Genomic DNA, 17153 nt, shown 5'->3' on the forward strand with positions numbered 1-17153 from the left:
ACGTCCCCGCACAGGCGGAAAGGAAAAGAGCAGCCAGCGGACTACGCTGGGCTGCGTGACCTCAAGCCTTCTTGCTGAGGCACTCTTTCATGAAGGCTTTGTACTCGTCGCCCTTCTTGCCTTTGCCTTCAGCGGCGCAGACTTTCATCTTGCCTTGCTGGGTGGTCGGGGTGTCGTCCTTGGCGCTCAGGCACTCCTTCATGAAGGCTTTTCGCTCGTCCCCTTTCTTGCCCTCGGCGCTCTTGTTGCAGGTGGTCATCTTGTTCTGCTGTGCCGTCTTGGCGGGCGCGTCTGCCGCGTGCGTCAGTGGAGCGAAGGTCATGGACACGGCAAAACCAATAGCGATCAGTGAAAGTGACTTCTTCATGGTGGCTCCTCGGGGGTTGTGGTTCGGAATTGAATTCCACTTGGGATTCCAGCACATAACGCCCCGCGCGGCAAATGCGATGACGGGTGCGGCTGCAAGCCATCCCTTGCCAAAGGTCGGGTCACCAATGGCTTAACCGTAAAATCAGGCGATGCTCTCGATCAAAAAAGACCTGCTGACCGCGCTCGCGGCGGCACTGGAAGAACTCTCGCCGGGCGCTGGCGCCCGCGCCGCCTTTGAATCCCCGAAAGTCGCCGCCCATGGCGACCTCGCCTGCACGGCCGCGATGCAGCTGGCCAAGCCCTTGAAGCAGAATCCGCGCCAGACGGCAGAAGCCCTGTGCGCGCTGCTGCGCCAGGCGCCTGCTTTTGAACGCTGGGTGGACGCGGTGGAAATTGCCGGTCCCGGCTTCATCAACATCCGCCTCAAGCCAGCCGCCAAACAGGAGACGGTACGCGAGGTGCTGGCTGCCGGGCCGTGCTACGGCGAGCAGCCCGCCGATGGCGACCGCAAGATGATTGTCGAGTTCGTCTCGGCCAACCCGACTGGGCCACTGCACGTGGGCCATGGTCGTCAGGCGGCGCTGGGAGACGCCATCTGCAACCTGTTTGCCACGCAGGGTGCCAAGGTCTGGCGCGAGTTCTATTACAACGATGCGGGCGTGCAGATCCAGACGCTGGCCAACAGCACCCAGGCGCGGGCCAAGGGCCTGAAGCCCGGCGACGCCGGTTGGCCCGAGCCGGCCTACAACGGTGATTACATCGCTGACATCGCGGCGGACTTCCTCGCCAAAAAGACTGTCAAGTCGGATGACCGCGAGTTCACCGCATCGGGTGATGTGGAAGACATCGACAGCATCCGCCAGTTCGCGGTGGCCTATCTGCGCCATGAGCAGGACCTGGACCTCAAGGCCTTCTCCGTCCGCTTTGACAACTACTACCTCGAATCCAGCCTCTACAGCTCCGGCCGCGTTGACGCTGCTGTGGCCAAACTGAAAGAGGCGGGTAAGACTTACGAGCAGGACGGTGCGCTCTGGCTCAAGTCCACCGACTACGGCGACGACAAAGACCGCGTGATGAAAAAGAGCGACGGCAGCTACACCTACTTCGTGCCGGATGTGGCTTACCACCTCGCCAAGTGGGAGCGCGGCTTTGCCAAGGCCGTCAACATTCAGGGCATGGACCACCATGGCACCATCGCCCGCGTGCGTGCCGGTTTGCAGGCCGCTGGCGAAGGCGTGCCTGCCGGCTACCCCGACTACGTGCTGCACACCATGGTGCGTGTGGTGCGCAACAGTGAAGAGGTCAAGATTTCCAAGCGTGCCGGCAGTTATGTGACGCTGCGCGACCTGATCGAGTGGACCAGCGCGGATGCAGTGCGCTTTTTCCTGCTCAGCCGCAAACCGGACACTGAATACATCTTCGACATTGACCTAGCGCTTGCCAAGAACAACGAGAACCCGGTGTACTACGTGCAGTACGCGCATGCCCGCATCTGCTCCATCCTCACCACCTGGGCCTCGCAGGGCGGTGATGAGGCCAGCCTGAAGTCAGCCGACCTGTCTCCGCTGACCAGCCCGCAGGCCCAGGCACTGATGCTATTGCTTGCCAAATACCCCGAGATGCTGACCGGCGCCGCGCAGGGCTTTGCGCCGCACGACGTGGCGTTTTACCTGCGCGAGCTGGCAGCCTGCTACCACAGCTACTACGACGCCGAGCGCATTCTGGTCGAGGAAGAAGACGTCAAGCGGGCCCGGCTGGCGCTGGTCGCCGCGACCGCGCAGGTGTTGCACAATGGTCTGGCAGTGCTGGGCGTGAGCGCCCCGCGCAAGATGTGATGGCCACATGATGGCGGCGATAGCATTCAGGCATTCCGGAGACGGCAACGAAGTTGGGCGTGGTATGAAAAAACAACGAGGCGGAACCCTACTGGGTTTGATTATTGGTGCGCTGATCGGGCTCGGTGCGGCGTTGGCCGTGGCGGTGTACATCACCAAGGTGCCGGTGCCTTTCATGAACAAGAGCCAGTCGCGCAGCCCTGACAGCGATGCTGCCGAAGCACGCAAGAACAAGGACTGGAACCCCAACGCGCCATTGGCGGGCAAGACCCCGGCCAAGCCGTCCACGCCTTCGGCCTCTGGCGAGGTGACCGATGCCAATGCACCAGTGGTGCCGCCGGGGCCTCCGGCCACGGTCGAGGCGCCGGCCAAGACGGCCAAACCGCCGGCGTCGAACGATCCTCTGGGCGATCTGGCCAAGGCCAAGTCGGAAGCGGTGGGCCCGGGCGGCGCGCCAGCTGGCAGCGCCACCGTGGACCCCTTCAGCTATTTTGTTCAGGCCGGTGCATTCCGCACACCGGAGGACGCCGAAGCCCAGCGCGTCAAGCTGTCGCTGTTGGGCATGCAGGCCAAGGTGACCGAGCGCGAGCAGTCCGGGCGCACGGTGTACCGCGTCCGGTTGGGGCCGTTTGACCGCAAGGAAGACGCCGACAAGGCCAAGGAGCGGCTGGACAACAACTCCATCGAGACTGCGCTGGTGCGAGTGCAGCGCTGACGCCACCTTCGCGGGCGGGCACCCGGTGAACTGAACTTTTGCCGGTGCTGCGGCACCAACAGGGCATGGTGGCAGATCTGCCGCAGTGATTTCCGTATTTTCAGGAGAGAGATTCAATGCAACGACGTGCGTTTTCGCTTTCGGCCGCTTCGGCCGCCGCTGTGGCTCTGGGCGCTGGCGTGCCGCAGACGGTGCTGGCACAAACGGCCTTCAAGGAAGGCAAGGATTTTCTGGCGCTGGACAAGCGGGCGCCGACCGAGGCTGGTGCCGGGCAGATCGAGGTGGTGGAATTTTTCTGGTACAGCTGCCCGCACTGCAACGCGTTCGAGCCGCAGCTGGAAGTCTGGGTCAAACGACTGCCCAAGGATGTGTCGTTCCGTCGCGCACCCGTGTCTTTCCGCCCCGACTTCGAGCCCCAGCAGCGCCTCTACTACGTGCTGGAGAGTCTGGGCAAGGTCGACGAGTTGCAGAAGAAAGTGTTCTACGCGATCCATGTCGAGAAGCAGCCGCTCAACACCTTTGACCTGATCGCCGGCTGGGCCGAAAAGCAGGGCATTGCCCGGGCCCAGTTCACCGAGCTGTACAACTCGTTCTCGGTCAGCAGCAAGGTGCGCAAGGCCACCCAGCTGCAGGATTTTTACCAGGTCGATGGCGTGCCTTCGATCGGTGTGGCCGGCCGCTACTTCACCTCGGGCAATCTGGCTCAGCACATGGGTCGCGCCCTGCAGGTGACCGACTATCTGATCGGCCAGTCCCGCGGCAAGACCTCCTGACCGGTCCATCGGGTTGCCGTGAGGGCGCGGAACGCCTGGGCGTAGAATCGCCGCCCGCATGAGCAAATCCCCGTCCACCCCCACCTCGTCGTCCGCGCTGGAGCAGATCCAGCAGCGACGTTCGCGCACGCTGACGACCATCGTGCGCGAGGAAATTGCCACCCTGATTGCCTCGGGTGAGCTGTCGGCGGGTGTCCGCATCAACGAGAGCGAATTGGCCATCCGCCTCGGCGTGAGCCGGGGTCCGGTGCGCGAGGCCTGCCGCAGTCTGGAAGAGGCGGGTTTGCTGGCCAGCGTGGTGAACCAGGGCGTGTTTGTGCGCGAGATCACGCTGGACGACGCGCGCGAACTGTATGAAGTGCGCGGCGCCCTGTCTGGGTTGATCGGTCGCCTCGCTGCAGAACGCGCGACGGATGCGGCGCTTGCCGATGTGCGTGCACTGGTGTCCGCCATGGAGGATGCCGCCCAGGCCGAAAACATGTCGCGCTACTACGCGCTCAACCTCGAGTTCCATGATCTGCTCGTCAAAATCGCCAGCAACCAGACGCTGGCCGATCTCTACCTGTCCATCGTCAACCGCACCCACTTGTTCCGCCGCCGGGGGCTGGTGCATCAGGGCAGCCTGAAGACCTCCAACCAGGAACACCGCCAGATCCTTGACGCGCTGGAGCGCCGCGATGCGGCTGAGGCTGAACGGCTGCTGTCGCTGCATGTGGCGCGCGGCTGGACGCGGCTGGCGAGCTCGGTCGAAACCCACTGATCTGTTGATTGCGGCCCAGGGCCGGACGCGAAATCGCTCACGTGTCAGTGAAAAGTAAACTGTTGACAGTTGAGGGGTCGTCGTTATAATTTTTTGACGCCTTCGCACCCCAGGCGGCTCTGTTCCAGCGCCAGTCTGGCTGGTGGAACAGGCTTTCTGGCGCAGACAAAGCCGGGCCGTTCCGCCGTTGACGCGAAACCCTTGCGGGTGTGCAATGGCCTGCAGCCACCGGGATCGTCCGGCGAGGCTGCGCGAAACGATACAACCAAGACGGAGACAAACCCATGATGATCAAAACGCTGCTGGCGTCCGGCCTGCTCGCCTTGTGCGCCAGTACCACCGCATTGGCGCAAGCCGACTACCCGGTCAACCGTGTGACCCTGGTCACGCATTCCAGCCCGGGCGGCGGAACGGACGTGTTCCTGCGTGCCTTGACCAAGCATCTGGGCGGCGTGATGAAGACCAGCTTTGCCGTCGAGAACATTCGCGGCGGCAGCGGTGCGACGGCGGTGGCGCATGTGGCCAAAGGGCCGGCCGATGGCTCCATCCTTTACGGCACCACGCCGACCTACATCCAGACCACGCTGCTGTCCAAGCCGCAGGTCGGCTACGACGGCTTGGACCCGGTCGTCATCATCTTCATCGACCCCGAAGTCATCTTCACCCGCGCCGATTCTCCCTTCAAGACGCTCGCCGATGTGGTGGCGCATGCCAAGGCCAACCCGGGCAAATCGCGCTGGGGTGCTTCCAACCCGGCGTCGCTGGAGCGCATCGCGATGGAAAAGCTGGCGCGAGCCGGTGGCGTGAAGGTGCCCATCATCAGTCACGAAGGCGGTGGTGACCAGATGATCGGCGTGCTCAATGGCACCTACGACATCGGCGTCGGCGAGATGCAGGAAATCCAGGGCCAGCTCGAAGCCGGCAAGATCCGCCTGCTGGCCACGCTGTCCGAGACCCGCATCGAAAGCCTGCCGCAACTGCCCACCGCCAAGGAGCAGGGCCTCAATGTGGTGGTGCGCAAATTCCGTGGCCTCGCAGCACCCAAGGGCATGCCTGACAACGTGGCCAAGGCCTGGGAAGATGCCGTCAAGAAAGTGCTGGCCCTGCCCGCCTACAAGGCTGAATACACCAAAGAGCACCTGACGCCCATGGTGCTGGGCCGCGAAGCCGCTCGCCGCTTCACTGCTGATGTGGCCGCTGAAACCACCTTGTCCTTCAAAGAACTCGGCATCATCAAATGACCGAAAGCTCCGGCGAGCGCATTGCTGGTGCGCTCGGGATGGTCGTGTCGACCTTGTACATCTGGCAGGCGCGGACCATTGAAGACAGCATGCTGGCAGACGCGGTCGGCGCCTCTGGTGTGCCCGTCGGCGTCGGCGCCCTGATGTTTCTGGCCTCGCTGGCGCTGATGGCGAAAACCTTCATCCAGCGCAAGCCGGCTGCAGTCGCTGCCGACAAGGCGCCTGATGCGCCTGAATCGCCCAATGACACAGCCAGTGAACCAGCGGAATCCAGGCGCAAGGCCCACCTGCTGGCGGCTGGTCTGTTGCTGATTCTGGTGGCTTACATGGTGTTCCTGCCGTTCGGCGGTTACCTTCCGGCGGTGATCCTGTTGCTGGTGTCTGCGGCCTGGCTGGGCGGCGCCCGCGGCGCCCGCACCCTGTGGTTGACGGCAGTCGGTGGTGCGCTGGTGCTGTGGTTCCTTTTTTCTTTTGCGCTGAAGGTTGGCATGCCCACCGGCGTGTGGCTCGCCTGGTTGGGGTTCTGAACAATGACTGGCTTTATCGACTCTCTCACCAACCTGGCTTCGCTGTGGGTGGTGGTGGCGGCTTTCGCCGGTGTGCTGTGGGGCATTCTGGGCGGCGCGCTTCCCGGTATCTCTCCATCGATTGCGATGGCGTTGTTGCTGCCATTCACCGTTGGCATGGACCCGACAATCGCCATCGTGCTGCTGGCCAGTGTGTATGTGGGCGCTGAATACGGCGGCTCCATACCGGCTATCCTGATTCGAACGCCGGGCACCAATTCGGCCTCGGCCACGGTGATTGACGGCTACGAAATGGCGCGTCAGGGCCGGGCTGGAGAGGCGCTGGGTATTTCCTTGATGTCGGGCATGTGGGGCGGGCTGTTTGGTCTGCTGGTGCTGGTGCTGGCAACGGAGAGCCTCGCCAAGGTCGCGCTGGCATTCACACCTGCTGCCTATTTCTCGCTCGGAATCCTCGGCCTGTCGGTGATTGCCGGCTTGTCGGGTGGTTCGCTGTTACGCGGTCTGATCACCGCCTGCATCGGCCTGATGATTGCCTTCATCGGCAGCGACCCGGTGTCGGGCGTGCCACGTTTCACGTTCGGGTCGGCCGATCTGCTGGGCGGCATCAAGCCCATCCTGATCATGGTCGGCCTGTTTGCCGTGACCGAAATGCTGGTGCAGATTGGCGAGCCCGCCTGGGCCAAGGCGAGCAAATCCGAAGCCAGGCTAAAGCTTCCGAACTGGGCCATGAGCAAGCGCCTGTTCAAGCCGCAGGCGATTGGTGCCGCAATTGGTACCTTTGAAGGTGTGACGCCCGGCGCGGGCGGTACGGTGGCAGCCTTCATGGCGTACTCGGAGGCCAAGCGCTGGTCCAAAAAACCCGAGGAATTCGGTCATGGCTCGCCCGAAGGCATTGCTGCGCCCGAGTCTGCGAACAACGTGGTCACTGCCACTGCACTGGTGCCGCTGCTCAGCCTGGGCATCCCCGGTTCCAACTCCGCAGCCATTTTGCTCGGCGGTTTCCTGATTCACGGCCTGCAACCCGGGCCCATGCTGTTTGAAAAAGCACCCGAGGTGGTGTGGGGGCTGTATGGCGGGCTGCTGTTTGCCAACATCGCGATGCTGCTGATCGGGCTGGTGATCCTCTCGCCCTGCATCTGGCTGGTGAACCGCCCCAAGCCCTATTTGATCGCCTTCATCCTGGCGCTGGTGATGTCCGGCGTGTACGCGATTCACCAAAGCATTTTTGAGGTGGGTATTGTCCTGGCGGTGGGCGTGCTGGGCTATGGCATGCGGTTGCTCCGCCTGCCGGTGTTGCCGCTGGTGCTGGGCCTGGTGCTGGGTTATCTGGTGGAGTCCAACTACCGCCGCAGCCTGCTGATCTCGGGTGGCGAGCACAGCATTTTCCTGACCGACAAGGTCTCGCTGGGTCTGTTGATCACGGCATTCGCTCTGACCGCTTACACCGGCTGGAAAGAGTTTTCAGCGTCGAAAGGCAAGAAGCCATGAGTGGCCCGCAAGTTGATTCCCTCACTGTCTCGCAACGCTTGGCCAAAGGCATCTGCAGCGCTGAACCCCAATCTGGCGCCGCAGCGCGCGCCACCGGCGACCGGCTGCTGATGGACATTACCGGCATCTGCCTGGCCGCACGTTCGGAGTCTTATGTGCAGGCCGCATTGGCCTCGGTCGAACAGGATGGGCCGTGCACCGTCATCGGATTCAACCAGGGCTTTGGCGTCGAGGCGGCGTCTTTCGTCAACGGCATCGCCGCCCACGGCGAGGACTTTGACGACACCTACGAGGGCGGTCCGGTGCACGCCGGTGTGGTGATGGTGCCGGCCATGCTGGCTGCCGCGCAGCGCCACCAGCTCAGCGGTGCCGACACCTTGCGGGGTCTCGCCATCGGTGTCGAGGTGATGTGCCGCCTGTGTGCGGTCGCGCCGACCAAGGTGCACAAGGCCGGTTTTCATCCGACCGCCATTTTTGGCGTGATGGGCGCCGTGGCGGGTGTGGGCGCCGCGTTGCGCCTCACCGAGGAGCAACTCGTCAACGCCTTTGGCATTGCGGGCAGCATGGCCTCCGGCGTCATCGAATACCTGGCCGACGGCGCCTGGACCAAGCGCATGCACCCAGGCTGGGCAGCGCAGTCGGGTTACCGCGCGGTGCGTCTGGCGCAAGCCGGTTTCAAGGGGCCGGCCACGGTATTTGAAGGTTCGCACGGCCTTTTCCATGGCTTTGCCAACACCACCGATGGCAACTTCGAGGCCATGCTGGACGGATTTGGCAAAAACTGGATCTGGACCACGATTGCCTTTAAGCCCTATGCCTGCGGCACCATGGCCCACCCCTACATCGACTGCGCACGCGCGCTGCGTCGCGATGGGCTGGACCTGTCGCAGATCGTGAAGATCGAGTGCGAGACTGCCGAAGGCATCGTGCACCGGCTGTGGGAGCCGCTGGCGCTCAAGCAGTCGCCACCGAATGCGTATGCGGCCAAGTTCAGCGTGCCCTATGCGATTGCGGCCGGGCTGCTGCTCGACGACGCGGGGCTCAGCGAATACACCGAAGCCATGGTTCAGCGTGCTGACCTGCGCGCACTCGCCGGCAAGATCAGCTACATGGTGGACCCGAACAACCCCTATCCCAAACAGTTCACCGGCCACGTCCGCGTGACCCTGCAGGATGGCCAGGTGAAGGAGGCGCGGCAGGGCTTCTTCAAGGGCGGTGCCGATCACCCGCTGAGCGCCGCTGATCTGGAACAGAAGTTTTTTGCCAACTGCCGCCACGGCGGCGTGGAGGCACCGCAGGCCCAGGCCATGCTGGCCATGCTGCGCCAGACCTTCGATGCGCCCCGGGTCGATCTGTCATTGCTGGCCTTGCCCGCTGCCACCGCCTGAAACGGCGCAAAGAAAGAGAATCTCATGCAGGAAAAACGGGTCGCGCTGGTCACAGGGGCCGGCCGCAACATTGGTCGCGCGATTGCGCTGCACCTCGGCCGCGCGGGTCTGGCGGTAGCCGTGAATGTGCGCAGCTCACAGGCCGAAGGCCAGGCGGTGGTTGATGAGTTGACCGCCCTCGGTGTGCCCGCGATGCTGTGCATGGCCGATGTCACCAGCCGCACGGCAGTGCAGGCCATGGTGGAACAGGTCAAGGCTCACTGGGGCCGGCTGGATGTGCTGGTCAACAACGCCGCCATCCGGCATGAGGCTCCGCTGGCCGACGTCACCGAATCCGATTGGCACACCACGCTCGCGGTGGTGCTGGACGGCGCCTTTTTCTGTTCTCAGGCCGCGCTACCCCTGCTGGTGGAATCACCGGCGGGCGCCATCGTCAATGTGGGTGGCTTGACCGCACACACCGGTGCAGCCGACCGGGTGCATGTGGTCACGGCCAAGGCCGGGCTGGTCGGGCTGACACGGGCGCTGGCGCACGACCTGTCGCCGCGCGGCGTGACGGTCAATTGCGTGTCCCCAGGCATGATCGACACCGTGCGGCGCAGCAGCAGCTCGCACGCCGTGCCCGCACACCATGCCAAACACCAGCCCCTGCTGGGACGGCGCGGCACCGCTGACGAAGTGGCCGCATCGGTAGCCTGGCTGGCCGGCATGGAGGCCCGCTTTGTGACTGGGCAGGTGCTGCACGTCAACGGCGGTACCTACCTGGGCAGCTGAAATCTGGGCCACTGAGGTGGGCCAGACCAGATAAATACCCCACCGCTGGGTGGCTGCGCGGTGCCACAGCCATGTGGCCTCGCTACAATGGGACGCATGACCCGACAGCAAGATTCGTGCCTTACAAGATTTCCCCTGCCGCGCCTCGTGCTTGCAGGCGTGCTGATGTTGGGAGCGGTGTTTCCGGTTTTTGCTGAAAAAGCCGACCGCGACAAGCCCATGAACGCAGAAGCCGACGCGCTGCGCTATGACGATTTGAAACAAACCAGCGTGTTCACCGGCAATGTGGTGATCACCAAGGGCACCACGATTGTGCGCGGCGACCGGGTCGACGTGGCGCAGGACCCGGAGGGCTACCAGCAGGCGGTGTCCATCGCCGCGCCCGGCAAGCTGGCCTTCTACCGCAAGAAGCGCGACGGGGTAGACGAATACATCGAAGGCGAGGGCGAGCGCATCGAGTACGACAGCCGCGCCGACCTGGTGAAATTCATCAAGCGCGCTGTGGTGCGACGCTACAACGGCGCCACCCTGGTCGACGAGACCACCGGCTCGCTGATCGTCTACAACAACAACACCGACGTGTTCACCGTCGACGGCGGCGCCGAGAACCGCACCGCGTCCAACCCCACAGGCCGCATCCGCGCCATGCTGACCCCGCGCAGCGCCGTCTCTGCCCCTGTGGCGCCACCCGTGGACGGACCGGCCCCCGCGCTTCGTCCCAGCCCCACGCTCGGACAGTGACCCCCCAACCGAAAGAACCTTTGCCGATGACCGATGTGGTGACTGACTCATCAAGCGCCATGACTGGTGCGCTGACTGGTGAGGGTGCCGGGCCTGTGAGCCGGCTGGTGGCCGAAGGCCTGCAAAAATCCTATGGCAGCCGCATGGTGGTGCGCGATGTGTCGGTGTCTGTGGAGAAAGGCGAAGTGGTCGGTCTACTCGGCCCCAACGGCGCCGGCAAGACCACCTCGTTTTACATGATCGTCGGGCTGGTGCGTGCCGATGCGGGGCAGATTTCCATCGACGGCCAGTCGGTCGAGCACATGCCCATCCATCTGCGGGCGCGGCTGGGTCTGAGCTATCTGCCGCAGGAGGCTTCGATTTTCCGCAAGCTCACCGTCGACGAAAACGTCCGCGCTGTACTGGAACTGCAGGTCGACGAAGCCGGCAAGCCGCTGAGCGCTGCCGAACTCGAACGCCGCCTCGACACCCTGCTCAAGGACCTGCGGGTCGACCATCTGCGCGACTCGTCGGCACTGTCGCTCTCGGGCGGTGAACGGCGCCGGGTTGAAATTGCGCGGGCGCTGGCCACACAGCCGCGCTTCATCCTGCTGGACGAGCCCTTCGCCGGCATCGACCCGATTGCCGTGATCGAGATCCAGCGCATCATCGGCTTCCTCAAGCAGCGCGGCATTGGCGTGCTGATCACCGACCACAACGTGCGCGAGACGCTGGGCATCTGCGACCACGCCTACATCATCAGCGACGGTCATGTGCTGGCCAACGGCACACCGTCCGAGATTGTCAATAACGCCGATGTGCGCCGTGTTTATCTCGGTGAGCACTTCAAAATGTGATCATGGTGCCCCCACGGTCGTTCACTTCGTGTAACTCCCTGCCCCCCGAGGGGGCCGTCGCTTGCTCGGGGCGGCCCTTCGCTGCGCTTGAGACTCCCCCCCGTTGTCGCTCACTCCGTGTAGCTCCCTCCCCCCTGCAGGGTGCGGCGGCTGCGCCCCGGCAAAGCCTGTTGCGCGGCCCCCGCTGGCCTGATTCTTCCCAACCCGCTTTATCGCGCGCGTAGGGATGTCATGAAGCAGGGTCTTTCTTTACGCGTCTCGCAGCATCTGGCGCTGACGCCGCAACTGCAGCAGTCGATTCGCCTGCTGCAGTTGTCGACGCTGGAGCTGAGCCAGGAGGTCGAGCAGATGCTCGACGAAAACCCGTTTCTGGAAGTGGCCGAGGAAACCGCGGTGCGCGAGGAGTTCGGGCTGGAGCATGTCAACACGCCGGTCAGCCAGGACAGCCGCGAGTTTGAAGCTGCGGTGGCTGAGGCCCCTGCGTCCGGGGCCGATGATGTTGGCACCACGACGGCCAGCGACGCAGAACCCAGTGCCGAGCCCAAACTGGAGGACAGCTGGGATGGCGATGGCAGCGTCGAGACCGCGCCTGACGACAGCGAGTGGGGCAGCGATGCGCCGGCGCGCAAAAACAATGTCGATGACAGCGACACCGAAGCGTCCGATCTGGTCGGGGCACACGAGTCGTTGCAGGACCATCTGCACCGCCAGTCGCTCGGGCTGCGCCTGTCGCCAGAAGACAAGGCGGCACTGCATTTCCTGATCGAATCGCTGAACGACGATGGCTACCTTGAGGACAGCCTGGCCTCGCTGGCCGTCGGGCTGGCCGGTGGTGACCTGGAGCAGACCGAAGAGCTGGAGCAGCACTTTGCGGTGGCGCTCAAGCTGCTGCATCACATGGAGCCTGCCGGTGTCGGTGCGCGCAATCTGGCCGAATGCCTGGAGCTGCAGTTGCTGGATTGCAAGAACTCGGAGGAAACCCGCGCCGCCATGGCCATCTGCAAGCAGCCGATGGAGCTGCTGGCCAAGCGCGATGTGAAGCGTCTGGCGCAGCTGTGCGGATGTCCCGAGGCGGTGGTCAAGGGTGCTATTGCGGTCATCGGTCGGCTCGACCCGAAGCCGGGCAGACGCTTTGCCAACGTCGAGCGCAATGTCATCGTGCCGGATGTCATCGTCGTCAAGGCCGGCCGCGGCTTCAAGGTGTCGCTCAACAGCGACGTGATGCCGCGCCTGCGCGTGCACGACATCTATGCCAATGCGCTCAAGCAGAGTGGTAAGGGTGCAGGGCAGGGCGGCGCGGCGCTGCAGCAGCGGCTGCAGGAGGCGCGCTGGTTCATCAAGAACATCCAGCAGCGCTTTGACACCATCCTGCGCGTCAGCAGTGCCATCGTTGAGCGCCAGAAGAATTTCTTCACCCACGGCGAGCTGGCCATGCGACCGCTGGTACTGCGCGAGATTGCCGATGAGCTGGGCCTGCACGAGTCCACCATCTCGCGCGTGACCACCGCCAAATACATGAGCACGCCCTTCGGCACCTTCGAGCTGAAATACTTCTTCGGCTCCGCGCTGGGCACCGAGACGGGTGGCAATGCATCGAGCACCGCCGTGCGCGCGCTCATCAAGCAGTTTGTGTCGTCGGAAAGCGCCAAGAAGCCGCTGAGCGACAACCAGATTTCCGAAATGCTCAAGGAGCAGGGCATTGAATGCGCGCGACGCACCGTGGCCAAGTACCGGGAAGCTCTTCGTCTGGCGCCCGCCAATTTGCGTAAGTCCTTGTAGAAATGACCCCCACGCTCTCGCACTTCGTGTCGTTCGCTGGACGTGCCCACGCCAGAGGCGTTGGCCCTTCCTCCCGTCCAAACCTGCGCAGGCAGGTTTGGAGCCGCGGTCGTCAGCCCCTCGGGGGCCGCTCCGCCTGCGGCCCGGCAAAGCCGGTTCCGCGGCTCCTGCTTGCATGACACGACCGTGAACTTATGAACCAACTACAACTGTTTTTGCCTTGCGCCGCCGGCGTTGAAAACCTGCTGGCCACCGAAGTGCAGCGCATCACTGGTGTGGCCGGCAAAGCCTGGCGCGCCGGTGTGGGGCTGCAGGCTTCTTGGCGCGATGCGCTGCAGCTCAACCTGCACAGCCGGCTGGCCCAGCGCGTGCTGATCGAGTTGCAGCACAACCAGTACCGCAGCGAGCAGGACCTCTACAACGCGGCGGCCAATGTGGCGTGGGAGATCTGGTTCACGCCCAAACAAACCTTCAAGGTCGAGATCACCGCGCAGCACAGCCCGCTCACCAGCCTCAACTTCGCAGCGCTCAAGATCAAGGATGCGATTGCCGACCGCTTTCGCGCCAAGTACGACGTGCGACCCGATGTCGACACGCGCTGGCCTGATGTGCGGGTGTATGTGCACCTGACCACCGACACCGTCACCATCTACATCGACACCTCGGGCGAGCCACTTTTCAAGCGCGGCTGGCGCGAAGACAAGGGCGATGCGCCGCTGAAAGAGACCCTCGCTGCCGCGATGATCGCCGCCAGTGGGTGGGACGAACTCTGCCGCCAAGGCGTGCCGCTGTATGACCCCTGCTGCGGCTCCGGCACCATCGTGATTGAAGCGGCGCAGATCGCCTGCCACATCGCACCGGGCATCAACCGCCGCTTTGCCTTCCAGAAATACCTGCCCTTCCAGGCCCATGTGTGGGATGGCCTGCTCGACCAGGCCGAGGCGGCCATCACCCAGCCCACGGCGCCGGTCTTTGGCAGCGATGTGTCGTTCCGGATGGTGGACTTTGCCGAGCGAAATGCCGAGCGTGCCGGTGTGGCGCACGCGGTGGAACTGCGCGGTGGCGATGCCCTGCAGCGCATGCCGCCTGCGCCTGCTGGCGTGATGCTGGTCAACCCGCCCTACGGCGAGCGGATTGATGTGGCGGGTGTGGCCGGCATCACCGGTGTGCAGGGGCGTGACCAGCGGCGGCAGCAAGCCCCCGTTGCTCGCCCAGCCATGACAGACCATCGCAACCAGCCGATTGATGAATTCGGTCAACCCCTGATGCGCGACCCACAAGACGCGCGCCAAAGCGGCGACACCCGCGAAGAAGCCGCCTTTGAAACCTCACGCGACCGCTCCGCCAACCCCGGGCGCGAGCAGGCGCAGAACGCGTGGGGCGAAGAAGCCTCGGACTTCTTTCCGCAATTGGCCACCCACTGGAAGAAGCATTACGCCGGCTGGACGGCCCATGTGCTCACGCCTGACCTGAAGCTGCCCGGCAAGATGCGCCTGAAAGAGTCGCGCCGTGTGCCGATGTGGAACGGCCCCATCGAATGCCGGCTGTTCCGCTTCGACATGGTGGCCGGCTCGGCGCGCAGCAAGCCTGCGCAGGCTGCTGCTCCTTCTGCTGGCGGGAAAGATCAGGGGTGACAGGCGTCACAGCCATCGTTCTGGACACCAACATCGTTCTCGATGTGTTCGTGTTCAAAGACGCGGCAGCGCAGCCGCTCAAGGCCGCGCTGGTCGCGGGCGAGGCTGACTGGCTGGCGACTGCCGCCATGCGCGAAGAGCTGGCACGGGTGCTCGCCTATCCGCAGATCGTTCCGCGTCTGGCCTTCTATGGTTTGGCGGCGGGTGATGTGCTGGCAGCCTTTGACCGCCATGCCCGGCTGGTGCCGGTGGCCACCAAGGCCCGCGTGACCTGCCGTGACGCCGACGACCAGAAGTTCATCGACCTGGCGGTGGCGCACCGTGCGCCCTTGCTGAGCAAAGATCGCGCGGTGCTGTGCATGAAAAAGCGCCTGCTCGCGCTGGGCGTGACGGTGCAATCGGCCATGGTCAGCCCTGCCGCCGCAGACCTGCAGGCGCACTAAACCGGCAGCGGAATGTCCACGCTGCGGGCGGTCGCTGCATCGTTGGCCGCACCGATGGCGGCACCGATGGCGGCACCCACCGCCCCCACTACCCCATTGGCCCGGAAGCTGTGCGCGCTCGCCAGGGGCCAGTAGTAGCGGAACACGGTGGGCAGCTTGTCCAGCGAATCGAGCAGTGCCCCCGGCTCCACCTGCATGATGAGGTTGCTGAGCAGCCGCACTTCGGTGTCGGTCAGGCGGCGCACGATGTGGTGCGCGCTCACCTCTTGCGGATGGTTGAGGCCCGCCGCCTGCACCAGTTCCTTGAGCGCATGCAGCGTGCTGCGGTGAAAGTTACGCACGCGCTCGGCCTTGTCGGGCACCACCAGCGCCTGCTGGCGAACCGGGTCTTGGGTGGTCACCCCCGTCGGGCATTTGCCGGTGTGGCAGCTCTGCGCCTGGATGCAGCCCAGCGCCATCATGAAGCCGCGGCCGGCGTTGCACCAGTCGGCGCCCAGCGCCATCAGCCGTACCATGTCGAAGGCGCTCACCACCTTGCCTGCAGCGCCAATCGACACGCGGCTGCGCAGGTTCACACCGACCAGCGTGTTGTGCACCAGCAGCAGGCCTTCCTGCAGGGGCGCGCCCACATGGTCGGTGAACTCCACCGGTGCGGCGCCCGTGCCGCCCTCGGCACCATCGACCACGATGAAGTCGGGCGTGATGCCGGTCTCCAGCATGGCCTTGACAATTGCAAACCATTCCCACGGGTGGCCGATGCAGAGCTTGAAGCCGGTTGGCTTGCCGCCCGACAGGCGCCGCAGACTGGCGATGAAATGCATCATCTCCACCGGCGTTGAAAACGCGCTGTGGCTGGAGGGCGAGATGCAGTCCTGCCCCACCGGCACGCCGCGCGCGGCGGCAATCTCTTCTGTCACCTTCGGCCCCGGCAGAATGCCGCCGTGGCCCGGCTTGGCGCCCTGGCTGAGCTTGAGTTCAATCAGCTTGACCTGCGGGTCGCTGGCGTTTGCGGAAAAGCGCTCCTCGTTGAAGCTGCCGTCTTCATGCCGGCAACCGAAATAGCCGGAGCCAATTTCCCAGATCAGATCGCCGCCGTGCACGCGGTGGTGCTGCGAGATCGAGCCCTCGCCGGTGTCGTGTGCAAAGCCGCCCATCATGGCGCCCTTGTTCAGCGCCATGATGGCGTTGGCCGACAGCGAGCCGAAGCTCAGCGCCGAGATATTGAACACGCTGGCGTGGTAGGGCTGGGTACAGGGCTCGACCGAGGCTGAAGGCTGCTCCGGCGTACCGCCAATCCAGACGCGGAAGTCATGAGTTGTCAGCTGGGTCGGAGCCATCGAATGGTTGACCCACTCGTAGCCCTGTTGCCCGACATCCAGCTGCGTGCCAAACGGCCGGTTGTCGGGCTCACCCTTGGCACGCTGGTACACCAGCGAGCGCTGCGCCCGCGAGAAGGGCAGTGCCTCACTGTCGCTTTCAATGAAGTACTGCCGCATCTCCGGCCGGATGTACTCGAACAGAAAGCGCATGTGGCCGATGACCGGGTAGTTGCGCAGCACGGCGTGGCGGGTCTGGCGCAGGTCGTGCACGCCCACCCCCACGAGAAACAGGCACGCCAGCAGCACCAGCCAGCCCACACCAAAGGCCACCACACTGAACAGGGCCAGCAGGGCCCCGAACGCACACAGGCCCATGAAGCTGTAGCGGAGTGGAAATCGGGAATCCAGTTGCTGGAGCATGATGGGTCGCTTCCTTGTTCCTGTTCAGGCCGGGGGGCGGCAGATACACTTTGCATCATAAGAGCGCCGCTTGGTGCTTTCCTTTTGCGCCCTGTTCCTGCACCTTGTTCC

The 17153-nt window shown here is 64.2% G+C and carries 16 protein-coding genes; 14 read left to right on the plus strand and 2 right to left on the minus strand.

Features of this window, described 5'->3' with window-relative positions:
- Nucleotides 1-61: 61 nt before the first annotated feature.
- Nucleotides 62-367, minus strand: coding sequence for a PsiF family protein (locus AAG793_RS12365; protein ID WP_341908589.1), 306 nt, complete (start codon nt 365-367; stop codon nt 62-64).
- Nucleotides 368-518: 151 nt separating this feature from the next.
- Here AAG793_RS12365 and argS point away from each other — a divergent pair, with 151 nt between their 5' ends.
- From argS to AAG793_RS12435, 14 genes are all read left to right on the plus strand, one after another.
- Nucleotides 519-2204, plus strand: coding sequence for an arginine--tRNA ligase (gene argS, locus AAG793_RS12370; protein WP_341908590.1), 1686 nt, complete (start codon nt 519-521; stop codon nt 2202-2204).
- Between the two features lie 64 nt (nt 2205-2268).
- On the plus strand, nt 2269-2919 hold the full coding sequence (locus tag AAG793_RS12375; RefSeq protein ID WP_341908591.1) for an SPOR domain-containing protein: 651 nt from the start codon (nt 2269-2271) through the stop codon (nt 2917-2919).
- A gap of 116 nt (nt 2920-3035) precedes the next feature.
- Entirely contained in the window at nt 3036-3692 is a 657-nt protein-coding gene (locus AAG793_RS12380; RefSeq protein ID WP_341908592.1) for a thiol:disulfide interchange protein DsbA/DsbL, read from the plus strand.
- Between the two features lie 58 nt (nt 3693-3750).
- Nucleotides 3751-4452, plus strand: a complete 702-nt coding sequence (locus AAG793_RS12385) for a GntR family transcriptional regulator (RefSeq protein WP_341908593.1) — start codon at nt 3751-3753, stop codon at nt 4450-4452.
- A gap of 284 nt (nt 4453-4736) precedes the next feature.
- Complete coding sequence (locus AAG793_RS12390) at nt 4737-5693, plus strand: tripartite tricarboxylate transporter substrate binding protein (protein WP_341908594.1); 957 nt, start codon at nt 4737-4739, stop codon at nt 5691-5693.
- Nucleotides 5690-6220, plus strand: coding sequence for a tripartite tricarboxylate transporter TctB family protein (locus AAG793_RS12395; protein ID WP_341908595.1), 531 nt, complete (start codon nt 5690-5692; stop codon nt 6218-6220). Before AAG793_RS12390 ends, AAG793_RS12395 begins: the two co-directional genes overlap by 4 nt.
- Before the next feature lie 3 nt (nt 6221-6223).
- Complete coding sequence (locus tag AAG793_RS12400; protein WP_341908596.1) at nt 6224-7708, plus strand: tripartite tricarboxylate transporter permease; 1485 nt, start codon at nt 6224-6226, stop codon at nt 7706-7708.
- Nucleotides 7705-9096, plus strand: a complete 1392-nt coding sequence (locus tag AAG793_RS12405) for an MmgE/PrpD family protein (RefSeq protein WP_341908597.1) — start codon at nt 7705-7707, stop codon at nt 9094-9096. Before AAG793_RS12400 ends, AAG793_RS12405 begins: the two co-directional genes overlap by 4 nt.
- A 24-nt stretch (nt 9097-9120) precedes the next feature.
- Entirely contained in the window at nt 9121-9870 is a 750-nt protein-coding gene (locus AAG793_RS12410) for an SDR family oxidoreductase (protein WP_341908598.1), read from the plus strand.
- Between the two features lie 165 nt (nt 9871-10035).
- Entirely contained in the window at nt 10036-10611 is a 576-nt protein-coding gene (gene lptA / locus AAG793_RS12415) for a lipopolysaccharide transport periplasmic protein LptA (protein WP_341908685.1), read from the plus strand.
- A 59-nt stretch (nt 10612-10670) separates the two neighbouring features.
- Nucleotides 10671-11447, plus strand: a complete 777-nt coding sequence (gene lptB, locus AAG793_RS12420; protein ID WP_341908686.1) for an LPS export ABC transporter ATP-binding protein — start codon at nt 10671-10673, stop codon at nt 11445-11447.
- A 231-nt stretch (nt 11448-11678) separates the two neighbouring features.
- Nucleotides 11679-13226, plus strand: coding sequence for an RNA polymerase factor sigma-54 (locus tag AAG793_RS12425; RefSeq protein ID WP_341908599.1), 1548 nt, complete (start codon nt 11679-11681; stop codon nt 13224-13226).
- 194 nt (nt 13227-13420) lie between these two features.
- Nucleotides 13421-14860 carry a THUMP domain-containing protein gene (locus AAG793_RS12430; protein WP_341908600.1) on the plus strand — a complete coding sequence of 480 codons (1440 nt, stop codon included), beginning with the start codon at nt 13421-13423 and terminating at the stop codon, nt 14858-14860.
- Nucleotides 14857-15303 carry a putative toxin-antitoxin system toxin component, PIN family gene (locus AAG793_RS12435; protein WP_341908601.1) on the plus strand — a complete coding sequence of 149 codons (447 nt, stop codon included), beginning with the start codon at nt 14857-14859 and terminating at the stop codon, nt 15301-15303. The genes AAG793_RS12430 and AAG793_RS12435 overlap by 4 nt, the downstream gene beginning before the upstream one ends.
- Here the strand turns inward: AAG793_RS12435 and AAG793_RS12440 are convergent.
- On the minus strand, nt 15300-17042 hold the full coding sequence (locus AAG793_RS12440; RefSeq protein ID WP_341908602.1) for an FMN-binding glutamate synthase family protein: 1743 nt from the start codon (nt 17040-17042) through the stop codon (nt 15300-15302). The genes AAG793_RS12435 and AAG793_RS12440 overlap by 4 nt on opposite strands.
- Nucleotides 17043-17153: the final 111 nt, after the last annotated feature.

It is taken from the genome of Polaromonas sp. YR568 (assembly GCF_943372955.1).
GTDB lineage: Bacteria > Pseudomonadota > Gammaproteobacteria > Burkholderiales > Burkholderiaceae_C > Polaromonas.

Bases quoted from the DNA above. Each gene is read 5' to 3' on its own strand.
- AAG793_RS12390 (WP_341908594.1), top strand. From the start codon at position 4,737: ATGATGATCAAAACGCTGCTGGCGTCCGGCCTGCTCGCCTTGTGCGCC.
- lptA (WP_341908685.1), top strand. From the start codon at position 10,036: ATGTTGGGAGCGGTGTTTCCGGTTTTTGCTGAAAAAGCCGACCGCGAC.
- AAG793_RS12405 (WP_341908597.1), top strand. From the start codon at position 7,705: ATGAGTGGCCCGCAAGTTGATTCCCTCACTGTCTCGCAACGCTTGGCC.
- AAG793_RS12410 (WP_341908598.1), top strand. From the start codon at position 9,121: ATGCAGGAAAAACGGGTCGCGCTGGTCACAGGGGCCGGCCGCAACATT.
- lptB (WP_341908686.1), top strand. From the start codon at position 10,671: ATGACTGGTGCGCTGACTGGTGAGGGTGCCGGGCCTGTGAGCCGGCTG.
- AAG793_RS12380 (WP_341908592.1), top strand. From the start codon at position 3,036: ATGCAACGACGTGCGTTTTCGCTTTCGGCCGCTTCGGCCGCCGCTGTG.
- AAG793_RS12400 (WP_341908596.1), top strand. From the start codon at position 6,224: ATGACTGGCTTTATCGACTCTCTCACCAACCTGGCTTCGCTGTGGGTG.
- AAG793_RS12395 (WP_341908595.1), top strand. From the start codon at position 5,690: ATGACCGAAAGCTCCGGCGAGCGCATTGCTGGTGCGCTCGGGATGGTC.
- AAG793_RS12385 (WP_341908593.1), top strand. From the start codon at position 3,751: ATGAGCAAATCCCCGTCCACCCCCACCTCGTCGTCCGCGCTGGAGCAG.
- AAG793_RS12430 (WP_341908600.1), top strand. From the start codon at position 13,421: ATGAACCAACTACAACTGTTTTTGCCTTGCGCCGCCGGCGTTGAAAAC.
- AAG793_RS12375 (WP_341908591.1), top strand. From the start codon at position 2,269: ATGAAAAAACAACGAGGCGGAACCCTACTGGGTTTGATTATTGGTGCG.
- AAG793_RS12425 (WP_341908599.1), top strand. From the start codon at position 11,679: ATGAAGCAGGGTCTTTCTTTACGCGTCTCGCAGCATCTGGCGCTGACG.
- AAG793_RS12365 (WP_341908589.1), bottom strand. From the start codon at position 367: ATGAAGAAGTCACTTTCACTGATCGCTATTGGTTTTGCCGTGTCCATG.
- argS (WP_341908590.1), top strand. From the start codon at position 519: ATGCTCTCGATCAAAAAAGACCTGCTGACCGCGCTCGCGGCGGCACTG.
- AAG793_RS12440 (WP_341908602.1), bottom strand. From the start codon at position 17,042: ATGCTCCAGCAACTGGATTCCCGATTTCCACTCCGCTACAGCTTCATG.